This window comes from Bacteroides togonis (genome assembly GCF_900130135.1).
Lineage (GTDB): Bacteria > Bacteroidota > Bacteroidia > Bacteroidales > Bacteroidaceae > Bacteroides > Bacteroides pullorum.
Map to the genome: position 1 here is coordinate 1,064,780 of NZ_LT670820.1, position 12,868 is coordinate 1,077,647.

General features: G+C 47.5%; 7 protein-coding genes and 1 pseudogene. 3 read left to right on the forward strand and 5 right to left on the reverse strand.

Translation table 11 applies throughout. The features are described from left to right. Positions 1-101: 101 nt before the first annotated feature. From secA to BQ8005_RS04630, 3 genes are all read left to right on the forward strand, one after another. Entirely contained in the window at positions 102-3,431 is a 3,330-nt protein-coding gene (gene secA, locus BQ8005_RS04620; protein ID WP_021847416.1) for a preprotein translocase subunit SecA, read from the forward strand. A 149-nt stretch (positions 3,432-3,580) separates the two neighbouring features. Then, positions 3,581-4,696: a DUF6340 family protein gene (locus BQ8005_RS04625; protein ID WP_075317221.1), complete on the forward strand. Its 1,116-nt coding sequence runs from the start codon at positions 3,581-3,583 to the stop codon at positions 4,694-4,696. A gap of 65 nt (positions 4,697-4,761) precedes the next feature. Beyond that, positions 4,762-5,205, forward strand: coding sequence for a hypothetical protein (locus BQ8005_RS04630; protein ID WP_075317222.1), 444 nt, complete (start codon positions 4,762-4,764; stop codon positions 5,203-5,205). A gap of 104 nt (positions 5,206-5,309) precedes the next feature. On the opposite strand, the gene BQ8005_RS04635 is transcribed toward BQ8005_RS04630, so the two are convergent. The 5 genes and pseudogenes from BQ8005_RS04635 to BQ8005_RS04655 all read right to left on the reverse strand — a co-directional run bounded on the left by BQ8005_RS04635 (position 5,310) and on the right by BQ8005_RS04655 (position 12,660). Next, positions 5,310-7,091: a DUF4091 domain-containing protein gene (locus BQ8005_RS04635; protein WP_075317223.1), complete on the reverse strand. Its 1,782-nt coding sequence runs from the start codon at positions 7,089-7,091 to the stop codon at positions 5,310-5,312. Between the two features lie 5 nt (positions 7,092-7,096). After that, entirely contained in the window at positions 7,097-8,743 is a 1,647-nt protein-coding gene (locus BQ8005_RS04640) for a sialidase family protein (RefSeq protein WP_075317224.1), read from the reverse strand. Between the two features lie 171 nt (positions 8,744-8,914). Beyond that, positions 8,915-9,097, reverse strand: a pseudogene (locus BQ8005_RS04645) (hypothetical protein); the annotation flags it as partial. Continuing rightward, the gene (locus BQ8005_RS04650) at positions 9,097-9,855 is read right to left on the reverse strand and encodes a hypothetical protein (RefSeq protein WP_075317226.1); all 759 of its coding nucleotides are present in this window, start codon (positions 9,853-9,855) and stop codon (positions 9,097-9,099) included. The gene BQ8005_RS04650 and the pseudogene BQ8005_RS04645, both read right to left, overlap by 1 nt. Positions 9,856-9,960: 105 nt before the next feature. Beyond that, the gene (locus tag BQ8005_RS04655) at positions 9,961-12,660 is read right to left on the reverse strand and encodes a valine--tRNA ligase (RefSeq protein ID WP_075317227.1); all 2,700 of its coding nucleotides are present in this window, start codon (positions 12,658-12,660) and stop codon (positions 9,961-9,963) included. Between the last annotated feature and the right edge of the window lie 208 nt (positions 12,661-12,868).

Sequence of the window (12,868 nt, forward strand, 5' to 3'; positions counted from 1 at the left end):
AAACTCACTGTAACTTTGTGCCCAGTGGAGTGAATTTCTTACCTTTGCACAGCGAAAAACAATTATCAACCAACATTGCAATAAATAAAAACAATTATAAAATGGGATTTAATGAATTTTTAAGCTCGATTTTCGGCAACAAATCCACCCGCGACATGAAGGAAATACAACCGTGGGTAGAAAAGGTGAAAGCCGCATACCCGGAAATCGACAGCCTGGACAACGATGCCTTGCGTGCCAAAACAGAAGAACTGAAGGCATACATCCGCAACTCTGCCGCCTCTCAACGTGCCAAAGTGGACGAACTGAAGGCCACTGTAGAAACCACGGAACTGGAAAAGCGTGAAGAGCTCTTTGCCCAGATCGACAAAATTGAGAAAGAAATACTGGAAATCTACGAAAAGGCACTCGACGAAGTACTGCCCGCAGCCTTTGCCATCGTAAAGTCGACAGCCAGACGATTTACAGAAAATGAAGAAATTACCGTAACAGCCAATGACTTCGACCGCCAGCTGGCTGCCACCAAGGATTTCGTCCGTATCGAAGGTGATAAAGCCATCTACAAGAACCATTGGATGGCAGGTGGTAACGAAATTACTTGGAATATGGTACACTACGACGTACAGCTGTTCGGTGGTGTCGTTCTGCATAAAGGTAAGATTGCCGAAATGGCAACCGGTGAAGGTAAGACCCTCGTGGCAACCCTCCCCGTATTCCTCAACGCCCTGACCGGTAACGGTGTACACGTCGTAACAGTGAACGACTACCTGTCCAAGCGTGACTCCGAATGGATGGGACCGCTCTACATGTTCCACGGCTTGAGCGTAGACTGTATCGACAAGCATCAGCCCAACTCCGATGCCCGCCGTCGGGCCTACCTGGCCGATATCACATTCGGTACCAACAACGAATTCGGCTTCGACTACCTGCGTGACAACATGGCCATCAGCCCGAAAGACCTCGTACAACGTCAACACAACTATGCCATCGTCGATGAGGTGGACTCTGTATTGATTGACGATGCCCGTACGCCGTTGATTATCTCTGGTCCTGTACCCAAAGGTGACGACCAACTGTTCGAACAGCTCCGTCCGCTGGTAGAAAGACTGGTAGAGGCACAAAAAAGACTGGCTACCCAGTATCTGGCTGACGCCAAACGTCTCATCGCTTCCAGCGACAAGAAAGAACAGGAAGAAGGCTTCCTCTCCCTCTACCGCAGCCACAAGGCATTGCCTAAGAACAAACCGCTCATCAAGTTCCTGAGCGAACAGGGCGTAAAAGCTGGTATGCTGAAGACCGAGGAAATCTACATGGAGCAGAACAACAAACGTATGCACGAAGTAACCGATCCGCTCTACTTCGTCATCGACGAGAAACTGAACAGTGTAGATCTGACCGACAAGGGTGTGGACCTCATCAGCGGTAACTCAGCCGACCCCACTCTCTTCGTACTGCCCGATATCACAGCCCAGCTCTCTGAACTGGAAAATGAAAAGGATCTGACAGAAGAAGAACGTCTGGCGAAGAAGGACGCCCTGCTCACCAATTATGCAATCAAGTCGGAACGCGTACATACCATCAATCAGCTGCTGAAGGCTTACACCATGTTCGAAAAAGACGACGAATACGTTGTAATAGACGGACAGGTGAAGATTGTGGACGAGCAGACAGGCCGTATTATGGAAGGTCGTCGCTACTCTGACGGTTTGCATCAGGCCATCGAAGCCAAAGAAGGTGTAAAGGTAGAAGCTGCCACGCAAACATTCGCAACCATTACCTTGCAGAACTATTTCCGTATGTACCATAAGTTGTCAGGTATGACCGGTACAGCCGAAACGGAAGCCGGCGAATTCTGGGATATCTACAAACTGGATGTTGTTGTCATCCCGACCAATCGCCCCATTGCCCGCAAGGATATGAACGACCGTGTCTACAAGACAAAACGCGAGAAATACAAAGCTGTCATCGAAGAAATCGAAGCCATGGTACATGCCGGACGTCCCGTGCTGGTAGGTACGACATCGGTAGAAATCTCGGAAATGCTGAGCAAGATGCTGACCATGCGCAAGATTCCCCACAACGTATTGAACGCCAAACTGCACCAAAAAGAAGCTGACATCGTTGCCCAAGCCGGTCAGAGCAGTACGGTGACCATTGCCACCAATATGGCCGGTCGTGGTACCGATATCAAGCTGAGCCCGGAAGTAAAAGCCGCAGGCGGTCTGGCCATCATCGGTACGGAGCGTCACGAATCCCGCCGTGTAGACCGTCAGTTGCGTGGTCGTGCCGGACGTCAAGGCGACCCGGGTTCATCCGTATTTTTCGTTTCACTGGAAGACGACCTGATGCGTTTGTTCTCATCCGACCGTATCGCTGGTGTGATGGACAAATTGGGCTTCAAGGAAGGCGAAATGATCGAACACAGCATGATTTCCAAGTCCATCGAACGCGCACAGAAGAAAGTAGAAGAAAACAACTTCGGTATCCGTAAACGTCTGTTGGAATACGACGACGTAATGAACAAGCAACGTACCGTAGTTTATACCAAACGCCGCCATGCCTTGATGGGAGAACGTATCGGTATGGATATCGTCAACATGATTTGGGACCGTTGTGCCAACGCTATTGAAGCACCAGATTATGAAAACTGCAAGATGGATATCCTGCAGACGTTGGCCATGGAAGCTCCTTTCAGCGAAGAGGAATTCAAGAACGAGAAGAAGGAAAAATTGGCAGACAAGACATTCGAAGCTGCTATGGAACTCTTCAAACGCAAGACTGAACGCATGGCACAGATAGCCTATCCGGTCATCAAGCAAGTATACGAGAACCAAGGTCACATGTATGAGAATATTCTCATACCCATCACCGATGGCAAACGTATGTACAATATCTCCTGCAACCTGAAAGCTGCTTACGAAAGCGAATGTAAGGAAGTGGTGAAGTCGTTCGAAAAGAGCATCCTGCTCCATGTTATCGACGAAGCTTGGAAAGAAAACCTGCGCGAACTGGACGAACTGAAACACTCTGTACAGAACGCAAGCTACGAACAGAAAGATCCGCTGTTGATTTACAAGCTGGAATCTGTTAACCTGTTCGATGCCATGGTTGACAAGATTAATAACCAGACCATTTCTATCTTGATGCGCGGCCAGATACCTGTACAAGAAGCTCCGGCCGAAAGCCAACAAGAGCCTCAACGCAACGTAGAGGTACGCCAAGCTGCTCCCGAACAGCGTCAGGACATGAGCAAATACCGTGAGCAGAAGGTTGACTTGAATGATCCGAATCAGCAAGCTGCCGCTGCAAGAGATACACGTGAACAGCCTAAACGCGAACCCATCCGTGCCGAAAAGACAGTTGGCCGTAATGATCCCTGCCCATGCGGAAGTGGCAAGAAATACAAGAATTGTCACGGAAGAAATCTCTGAAAGTAACTAAAAGATAACAAGAACAAATAAAAAATCTTGTTATACCCATTTAACAAAAGCCTTGAACGGTTAAAAAACAGTTCAAGGCTTTTCTTTTACCACTTAAAAGATTATTTTTGCTACCAGATAAATAGAAAAGTAATATCCCGATGAAGAAAAAACTACTTTATTGCTTAGCTACAATCGGTTTGCTGTGCCTAAACGCCTGTCAAACTGTCGAACAGCTATCCATAGACTATATGCTACCGGCAGAGGTCAGTTTTCCGGCCAACTTGAGGCGTGTCGGTATCGTAAACAATATGCCTGAGAATCCAGACAACAAACTTATTACAAGTTCAGAAGATAAGAACAAAGATAAAACAGAAATAGCCCGCCGTACAGACTACTATAACGGCGATCCCAAAATCACTACCGAAACCTTAGCAGAATCCATAGCCAATGAAAATTATTTCGATCTGGTCGTTATTTGTGATTCAGCACTAAGAAGCCAAGATAGAGCGCCCAGAGAAGCTACCCTATCCAGTGAAGAAGTTGTTCAGTTGACCCATGATTTGGGAGTAGATTTCCTCATTGCGCTGGAAAATGTTCAATTCCGCTCTTTACGCAAAGTAAGTTACCTACCGGACTGGAGAGTATTCTACGGTACCGTAGATGTTAAAGTCTATCCGACTGTAAAAGTCTATCTGCCTAATCGGAAAATACCCATGGTAACCGTAAACTGTACCGATAGTATTTTCTGGGATGCATCCAGCAGCAGTGAAACGCAAATCTTCAACCAACTGATTTCTGAAAAAGATATGATAGAACAAGCTTCCAGCTTTGCTGGTACTGTTCCTGTAAAATATTTGCTTCCCTATTGGAAAACAGCCAAACGTTATCTTTTCACCGGAGGTACCGTCAACATGCGCGATGCTGCCATTTACGTCAAAGAAAACAACTGGCCGGAAGCCATACGCCTGTGGGAAACCGAATACAACAGTAAAAAAGGCAAAAAGAAAATGTATGCAGCCTATAATATTGCTTTGGGATATGAAATGCAGGATAGCATAAATACCGCCTATGATTGGGCTGTCAAGGCACAGGAAGTAGCTAAAAGCATGGCTAAAAACACAGTGAAAGATATAGAAGATGTGGAAAGAGGCAGCTATTCAAGCGATATTTCCTACTACCTCATGACAAGTTCTTATGTCAGTGAATTACAGGAACGTAAAAACGGATTGGTACGCCTGAATGTCCAAATGCAAAGAATTAATGATGATTTTTAGTAAAAATCGGCAAAGGTTATCTTTTTTTTCCTACCTTTGAAAAGAATAATAGAATATAAGCGATTATGAAACTCAGTCAAACCTCACTCTCCCTACTGGAGAATACCATAAAAAAAGCTGTAAGCAGATACAATTGTGCCTGCGATCAAGCCATCGTGACAGATATTCATCTACAAGTGACTCCCAATATCGGCGAATTGTCCATCTATAACGACGATGACGAGGTTTTGGCCAATACAACCATTGAAGAATGGGGAACTTATGACGGCAATGACTTCAACAAAGACATAGAGCGTATCTTATCCGGCCTGCTGAACGACATGAAAAACACAGGTGATTTCGATAAGATGACTATTCTGAAACCATTCTCTTTCGTTTTGGTAGATGAAGACAAGGAAACACTTGCCGAATTGTTGCTGATAGATGACGACACATTACTGGTCAACGAAGAATTGCTCAAAGGACTGGACGAGGAACTGGACGAATTTCTTAAGAAGTTATTGGAATAATATTTCCGATATCAAATACAACAAAACACCCCTTCTTATTTTGCCATGCAGGCAGGAATTAGAAGGGGAGTTTTTTGTTTCTTGGAACAATCCGAAAAAGACTGCTACAGACGATTCAGCAGTTCATGCAATTCGTTCACATCCTTCTCCGGATGATTGCGTCCATCGGGAAGAGCCTCAAGCGTAAACTTGGTAAGCATCTTATTCAAACGAGACAACTTACCTTTGTCCCCCTTACGGATAAATTCTTCACGAAGAATGCGAATCTTCTCACACACTTGCACACCTTCCGTCATCCGTTCAAAACGTATGCTGCTGCGAGGACCGGGATAGACACTGTATGTATCTCCGGCTGCCCACGTACGGAAACGGGAATCACGTAAAGGATCGGCCGTCCAGCTGTTGAAAGACCAACGCAAATATCCATCATATCCTTCAGCCACGGCATGTACCATAGTCCACACAGCCTCAGCCGGACGGGAAAAAGTAAATGTATTTGGGAAAGCCTCTGCACAACAAGTATAGTAAGTACTGATTTGTCCTTTCGCCTCACGAGCTTTCTTCACGTCCGCAGGAAATTTCTGTCCGAGCGCAATGCAATAATAGTAAAGATCCGGTTCTATTTCCGGATGATAATTCCCTGCCAAAGTTATCTTAAATTCTGGATCTGCCGCACGAACAACCTTTATGGCTTCACGCATAGCTTCCATCGGACGTTCGTCCATCGAGATTGCCGTACGCTCGAACCAACCTTTCTCGCGAAGATGGCGGGCAAAGTCTTTCAGGAAAGTACCCCAATACTCCGCATAAGCGGCATCACCCGGTTTGGTTTCCAGAAAGACGACACGATTGGTAGCTTCATCATAGTAATCAAAGTTCAAAGCCCAGGGAATCATGGTATAGCAACTGATCAGCCCTTTCAAACCGATATCTTCGGTCATGAATTCCACCCACTTGTCGAAAGCGGCATAACCAAATTCCCAGGAACCATCCAGCTTCTTGATACGGGTCACCATACTGTCAAAGTGATCCTCCGTCTGGCCGTTCCAAGGTTTATGCATAATGCTGGCCGTGATGGCCTTCTGACCGGCATTGGCCAACATCTTCATAATGGGGCGCATGGCGTCAAAATGCTCCTTGCTCCAAAGAGGCACCTGATAATAGCGGGCCACAGCATACGGATTCTGCCACAAATCCAAGTCAAACTTCCAGTCCTGCGGAGACGGAAGCGTACGGTTCACCACCTTCACTTCAAAAGGCAAGGACAGCGGTTCCAAACCTTCGGCACTAACCGTCAGGCGAGATTTGTAGGTACCAGCTTTAACATCAGAGGGAACCCACACTGTCAGCCAGATCGGCTGCGAACAGCGCTCCTTGACATCCAGTTCCTGTGCAATGTCGAGCACATCGGCCACCAACGAAGAATCCCACTGGGTCTTGTCGGGACGATGGCCACAACCTCCCTTCCCGTCCTTGTTCAATTCGTCGGTCATGACGTAACGCACAAAATGAGTCTTCACGGCTGAAGCGGGAATGACGGAGCTGCCGTTCTTCAACTCACCTACTTTCACCTGAACGTTCTTCAAGGCCTGACGGGTCCACAATACGGCCTGCGCATGCACTCTCTCACCTTTCCAGGCACTCATCCGGGTAGTGCCCTTCTTTGTTTCCAAAGGAATACTCAACTTGGGATAGCGTACATCAATGCTTCCCCAAGCCAAAGACACAGGTGCCTGCATCTTGTTCCACACTTCCTCACCATCGTGAGGCTTCGTATCCGTCAATTCTTCATAAGCGCCCAACGGATACCTTTCCGTGGGCTGCTGGGCACCACACCACAAACTCGCAAAGAGCGCCCAGACACACAACAATTCTTTCTTTTTCATGAGGTTTATTTATTTAAGTTCAGAATATCTTCCAACTTAACGGCCTGGAACAGGATATGGGCCGTACTGCTCTCATAGAGAATGCCGACCGTCTCGCGATCGATCATCGTCAGACAGGAATACCCCCAGCTACCTCCTTCGTCCAGCATCAGACGGTTCTCGGGAAGCCATGTCAGACCATTGTCCAGACTGGCTTTGATAGTCATGCGATGGCGGTTCTTCGGACTGTCTGGATTGGAGAACAGCAGAATAGGTTTGCCAGTTACATTGTCCTCGGCAGCCACATGCAGAAGGCTGGCCATACAAACGGGTTCTACCAATGCCTTCCGTGAAGAGGGATGCTCTTCCCAAGTAGCCCCAAAGTCACGGGTCACAGCCACGGCACGGCTACCTCCCCGATTGTCACGCATGTTCAGCATCAGTACGCCCGGCTCTACTTCGGCTACTTGCGACTCGGTTGTATTGCTACGAGCCGGCTGGCTGATGTACCATGTCTTTCCGTGGTCCTTACTATAAATAATACAGGCGCAAGGGATACGGTCCGCACCGATGAACTGGCCGGCAAATACCAAGGTACCGTCCACCATCGAGATACCACGTCCAGGACCCTGAAGCAGGAAATACCATTCGGGCGACTTCACCTGGCTGGTGATGTTGATAGGCTCGGACCACGTCTTTCCGTCGTCGTCGCTCTTCACCAGCATCAGTTGTGCCGTCTCTTCCAGCGTCATTCCCTGACCCGAATTGTTCCAGGCACGAGCGTTGCCCATACCGTGTGTCCAAGCTGCCATGATCCAGATAGTACCTGTCTGTTTGTCTACCAGGATGGCCGGATCGCCCACACCATTCTGTGCCTTGGGCAGTCCACCATATTCTCCGAAGCTCATGGGTATCTGCATCTTCTCCCACGTCTGTCCGCCGTCGATACTGCGACTAAGGCCGATTTCGATGTATTCCTGCAGGTCGACGCTACTATTGTGACGAACGTCATAAACAGCCAGCAACGTACCCTTGTTACTGGTCACTAGGCCAGGAATACGATAGGCAGCCACTCCGTCATCACCTGCCTGACGAACACCAAAGCCCATCCTATGGACACGCGGACCGTTAGCCAACTTCAGTGGAGCCGCCTGTCCGTCGATTTCGACAGACGAAATGGAAGCCAAAAACTTGGCAAGCAACGATACCTGAGGCTTCATCTGCAGGCTGACCCAGAAATAATTGATACCCGGATAGAGAGACTGATTGACATCGAACACCACCTGACGGCCCGGCGAACGTACTTCACTCTTCAGGATGGAATACGAAGGATTGGCTGCACGGGTCTGTCCTACGGTATAAGCCGACACGTAAGCTACAGGAGCATAATATCCCTTACCAGTACGCTCCATGCACTCCGTACCACCATAATACAGCTTAACGGCTTCTACCTGAGCCAAGTCGACTTCCGTACCCAAATCCAGCGATACACGGTCCAGCTTCTTGCCTTCGCCATTGTCGATACGCAGATGGAACAGCTCATTGTCCTGACGGTCTATCAGTACAGGAATATTGGTTTCGCGGATGAATACAGTGTCGGTAACGGAGGCAACTGCCTGCCATGCAGGGCAACACAAAGCGGCCAATAACAAAAAAGAAGTGACTTTTTTCATGATACAATCGTTTTAAGATTAAAAAAACAAACGTCGGGCTCTGCTTTCCTTCTACAGAAAGCCGCACCCGACGTTTCTATATTTTTAGTGATGAGCTACAAGTGATGAGCTACGAGCTACGAGTGACAAGCCATAGAACTCGTAGTTTGTAGCTCGTCACTCATCACTACTTCACGCTTTCTTCAGCGCAGCGATGCTTTCCTTCAGCGACTTGATGATGCTTTCGGCATCGGCCTGCTTCTTGCGCTCCAGCTCGATGACGGCGGCGGGGGCGTTGTTCACAAACTTCTCGTTGCTGAGTTTCTTCAACACGCCTTGCAGGAAACCTTCCTTGTGCTTCAGTTCGGCTTCCATTAAAGAACGTCTTCTAGTGAAGGTTTCAATGTCACAATATATTCTAAAATACTATTATTACAAAAATTCTGATCATAAAAAATCCCTTCCCATTGGATAGGATCATTCATTATAATAGGAACTATATTTTTATCTATAGGATGCATTCTAAATGCCATCAAACCATTAACTACTTCTTTGGGAGATGGATTAACTCCAAATCTATAACCTGCATATTCATCAACTTGTTCTTTCTTTAAAGTTATATTTCTATTCTTTAAAAAAGGAATCAACATTGAATCCAATATAACATTTTTATTATCAACTAAATACGACCATCCTGTCTTAAAAAAAGAATAATACTCATATTCTTCTGAAGAATGGCGATTTGAATATGATTCATCTCGCAATAATTCACAATCTTCCCATAAAGTTTCATTCTGAATTATGTCTAAACTTTTTAAATCCGCTACAATGGCTGCTCTACATATTTTCCCTTTTATAGCATTAATACCACCATAACACTCTGGACCATAATATGAAATACTATCAGGCGGATATACAGGATATTCATCCGATTCAATCTTAACGTCATTATCACCTATATTAACAAACTTAGGTCTCTTTAAAGTAACATTAAATTTATTTGCAATTTGCTTTATTGATTCTCCTCCTTTCAATTCCCAATAATATTCAATTACTGGTTTTGGATGATTATGAATAAAGTTTTCAACTCCTAAGAAAGAGTTTACAAAATCAAAGAATCCTGTTATTGTCATTCCACGTAGCCTACATTCAGACAGAAATGAACTTGAAAAAAAAGATTCATACATATTATCAGAAAGCATACCAATCAATATTCTAACTATACAATACAATAAAATTTATAGATATTTGTATAAAGACTCTATAGTTTTCTTTAATGAGGCTATAATTTCTAATGTATCTTTTTCTTTTTTTCGTTCTTTCTCTATCACTTCAGGAGAAGCATTCTTCACAAATTTTTCATTTGAAAGTTTTTTCTGTATTCCAACAAGAAGGCCTTCCTTATGTCTTAAAGCAGCTTCATTTTTTGCTATTTCTTCTGAAATTGAAATTGTCCCAAACATTTCTTGCAACGGAATAGCAAACTCTGTAGTACCTACCATAAAAGAAACTGCATCATCTGACCTCTGAGCAACTACTTTAATATCCTCCAAAAGATTACCAAGATAAATAATCACTGGATAATAATCCTGAAAAGAATTATCATTAACTATCTGCAATGGCAACTTTTCTTTCATAGGAATTCCTTTTTGCTGCCTAATAGCTCTTAGATTAATCACAATCTCTTTTACTTTTTCAAATTGCTGTAATACATTTTCAGTTATTACACCCGGAGCTACCATGGGGCTCACCATCAGGCTCTCGCCATCCTTACGGTCCACGATGTGCTGCCACAACTCTTCGGTGATGAAAGGCATGAACGGATGGAGCAGGTGGAGCAGGTTGTCGAAGAAACCGATGGTCGTATCGTAAACGACCTTGCTGATGGGCTGGCCGTAAGCAGGCTTGATCATCTCCAGATACCAGCTGGAGAACTCGTCCCAGAAGAGCTTATAGACAGCCATCAGGGCTTCGCTCAAGCGGTACTTGCTGAAGAGGTCGGCCACTTCGAGGGCTACGGCATTCTGCTTCGACTCGAACCACTTCATGGCCAGGGCGGCTGCCTCAGGCACTTCGACCTCGGCGCTCACTTCCCAGCCCTTGACGAGGCGGAAGGCGTTCCATATCTTGTTGTTGAAGTTACGGCCTTGCTCACAGAGGGCATCGTCGAACAGAATGTCGTTGCCGGCAGGAGCCGAAAGCATCATACCCATGCGCACACCGTCGGCACCATAGCGTTCGATGAGGTCCAGCGGATCGGGCGAGTTGCCCAGCGACTTGGACATCTTGCGTCCCAGCTTGTCGCGCACGATACCTGTGAAGTATACGTTGCGGAAAGGCATGTCGCCCATGTATTCGTATCCGGCCATGATCATGCGGGCCACCCAGAAGAAGATGATGTCCGGGCCTGTCACCAGGTCGCTCGTCGGATAGTAGTATTTGATTTCCTCGTTGCCGGGGTTGTTGATGCCGTCGAACAGGGAGATGGGCCACAGCCAGGAAGAGAACCACGTGTCGAGGCAGTCTTCGTCCTGACGCAGGTCTTCCAGCTTCAGGTCGGCCTTGCCGGTCTTCTCCTTGGCCAGTTCGAGCGCCTTCTCGGGCGTCTCGGCCACCACGTATCCGCCTTCGGGCAGGAAGTAGGCAGGAATGCGGTGTCCCCACCACAGCTGGCGGCTGATACACCAGTCCTTGATGTTCTCCAGCCAGTTCTTGTACGTGTTCTTGTACTTGGCGGGATAGAACTTCAGTTCGTCGTTCATGACAGGCGGCAGGGCCATGTCGGCAAAGTGCTGCATCTTGAGGAACCACTGCATGGAGAGCTTCGGCTCGATGGCCACGTTGGTACGCTCGGAGAAGCCCACCTTGTTGGTGTAGGCCTCCACCTTCTCCAGCAGGCCGGCGGCGGCGAGGTCTTTCTCAATCTGTTCGCGCACGTCGAAGCGGTCCATACCTACATAGAGGCCGGCTGCTTCGCTCAGGGTGCCGTTATCGTTGAAGATGTCGATGCTCGGCAGGTTGTATTTCTCGCCCAGCATGTAGTCGTTCACGTCGTGGGCAGGCGTTACTTTCAGACAGCCCGTACCGAACTCTACATCCACGTAGTCGTCCTGAATAACGGGGATGACACGGCCTACAAGGGGCACGATGACTTTCTTACCCTTCAACCACTGGTTCTTGGGGTCGGCGGGATTGATACACATGGCCGTATCGCCCATGATGGTCTCAGGACGGGTCGTGGCAACTACGGCGTAGCGGCGGCCTTCAGCATCGCAGTGAACCACTTCACCCTCGGCGCCGGTTTCGCCCGTCATATCGTCATCGGCCACATAATATTTCAGATAGTAGAGCTTGCTGTGCTCTTCCTTATAAATCACTTCCTCGTCGCTCAAGGCGGTCAGCGCCTTGGGGTCCCAGTTCACCATGCGCACGCCGCGGTAGATGAGTCCCTTGTTATACAGGTCGACAAACACCTTGATGACGCTCTCGCTGCGCTTCTCGTCCATGGTGAAGGCCGTGCGGTCCCAGTCGCACGAAGCGCCCAGCTTGCGGAGCTGCTTCAGGATGATGCCGCCGTGTTCGTCGGTCCATTCCCAAGCATGCTTCAGGAACTCCTCGCGCGTCAGGTCGGTCTTCTTGATGCCCTGCGCAGCCAGTTTGTTCACCACCTTAGCTTCGGTGGCAATGGAAGCATGGTCGGTACCCGGCACCCAGCAGGCGTTCTTGCCTTCCATGCGGGCGCGGCGCACCAGGATATCTTGAATGGTATTATTAAGCATGTGTCCCATGTGGAGCACGCCGGTGACGTTGGGGGGCGGGATGACGACGGTGTACGGTTGACGGCCATCGGGTTTCGAACTGAACAGTTTATGATCCAGCCAATACTGGTACCACTTTCCCTCTACGTCGGCGGGATTGTACTTACTTGCTAATTCCATTTCTCTTTAAGTCTATAAAATTAAAATTGTTTGCGATTATGGGCACAAAATTAGTAATTTATTGCTTTCCATCGGCAAAAGCAACGAAAAGATTTGTCTATCTTTGCGCAGAGACGACGGTTTTGCTCCGGTTCAAGTGGAGTGTACCGTCAGTTCAAAGGCTTTAAACTCTCAGTTTAAACGGAGTAAACCGACAGTTTAAACGCAT

Bases quoted from the DNA above. Each gene is read 5' to 3' on its own strand.
- secA (WP_021847416.1), top strand. From the start codon at position 102: ATGGGATTTAATGAATTTTTAAGCTCGATTTTCGGCAACAAATCCACC.
- BQ8005_RS04625 (WP_075317221.1), top strand. From the start codon at position 3,581: ATGAAGAAAAAACTACTTTATTGCTTAGCTACAATCGGTTTGCTGTGC.
- BQ8005_RS04630 (WP_075317222.1), top strand. From the start codon at position 4,762: ATGAAACTCAGTCAAACCTCACTCTCCCTACTGGAGAATACCATAAAA.
- BQ8005_RS04635 (WP_075317223.1), bottom strand. From the start codon at position 7,091: ATGAAAAAGAAAGAATTGTTGTGTGTCTGGGCGCTCTTTGCGAGTTTG.
- BQ8005_RS04640 (WP_075317224.1), bottom strand. From the start codon at position 8,743: ATGAAAAAAGTCACTTCTTTTTTGTTATTGGCCGCTTTGTGTTGCCCT.
- BQ8005_RS04650 (WP_075317226.1), bottom strand. From the start codon at position 9,855: ATGACAATAACAGGATTCTTTGATTTTGTAAACTCTTTCTTAGGAGTT.
- BQ8005_RS04655 (WP_075317227.1), bottom strand. From the start codon at position 12,660: ATGGAATTAGCAAGTAAGTACAATCCCGCCGACGTAGAGGGAAAGTGG.